The organism is Methylosinus sp. R-45379 (genome assembly GCF_001644125.1).
Lineage (GTDB): Bacteria > Pseudomonadota > Alphaproteobacteria > Rhizobiales > Beijerinckiaceae > Methylosinus.
In genome coordinates, this window is record NZ_LUUM01000232.1 from 1 (window position 1) to 1,091 (window position 1,091).

General features: G+C 70.8%; 1 protein-coding gene. It reads left to right on the forward strand.

The genetic code is table 11. The annotated features are described in order from the left end of the window. A partial coding sequence (locus A1351_RS10545) for an ATP-binding protein (RefSeq protein ID WP_157096243.1) occupies positions 1-1,091 on the forward strand: 1,091 nt, incomplete at both ends.

Consider the following 1,091-nt stretch of genomic DNA (forward strand, 5'->3'; position numbering starts at 1 on the left):
GAAGTGGCCTTGGGCCTCGCGGGCGGGCGTCCCGTCATCGGCGTCTCGCAGGATCCGCAATCGTTCCTGCCGTCCGCGCTTTTATCGGCGGCGGACGTGCGCATTTCCGTCGCGCCGCCCGACGCGAATATTCTTCGTCGGCTCTTGAGAAAGCACGCGCGCGGCAAGGCGCCGAAGGAGATTCCCGGCGGCGCCGAGCTGGCGCTGACATTCGCCGAGACGGTCAGCGCTTTCCGCGCCGGCGAATCCGCACGCGATGTCGTCGCCAATCTCCTCCGCGCCGCGGAGTCCAAGAAAGCGAACGCCGGCGCCGTCGCCGCCGACGTTCCGCCGCTCGACTGCCCCCCCGCCGATCTCCGCCGGCTGGCGCTGGATATAGCCTCGGGCGTCTCGGACTATCGCGCCGGCCGCATCCGTTGGCGCGACATGCCGACGACGGGCGTCCTGCTCGCCGGCCCACCCGGCGCCGGAAAGACGACTTTCGCCTCCGTCCTTGCTCACGCTTTAGGGGCGCCGCTGGTCGCCGATTCTTGCGGGAAAATGTTCGCGCGAAGCGGCGAGGCCGGCCATCTCGGCACGATCGCCCGCGCGATGCAGGACTGCTTCGATGCGGCGCGCGCCGCCGCGGCGACCGTAGGCGTCAGCGTCCTTTGCCTCGACGAGTTCGATGCTGCATGTCCGGACAGAGCGTCGATGGACCGCCGTGCGCGAGATTTTTGGGCGCCGATCGTGACCCTCGTTCTGACCCTCCTCGAAAATCACGAGGGCGTGATCATCGTGGCCGCCACAAATTGCGGCGAGGTCATCGACGCCGCCGCCACCCGGCCCGGGCGGCTGCGACGCGTCGACGTCGGCCCGCCGGGCGCGGAATCGCTCATGCGCGTGCTGCGCTGGCGACTCGGCGGCGCGCTTTCGACTGTCGCCGATGTGAACCTCCTTTCGGCTCTTCGCCTCGCCGGGCCGGCCGCGACGCCTGCGCAGGCCGCCGACTGGGCGCGCGACCTGCTCCAGGCCGCCCGCGAGGCCCGGCGCGAGCCGACGCTGGACGATCTCCTGCGCATCATCGCGCCGCCCGACGATCGGACTTCGAC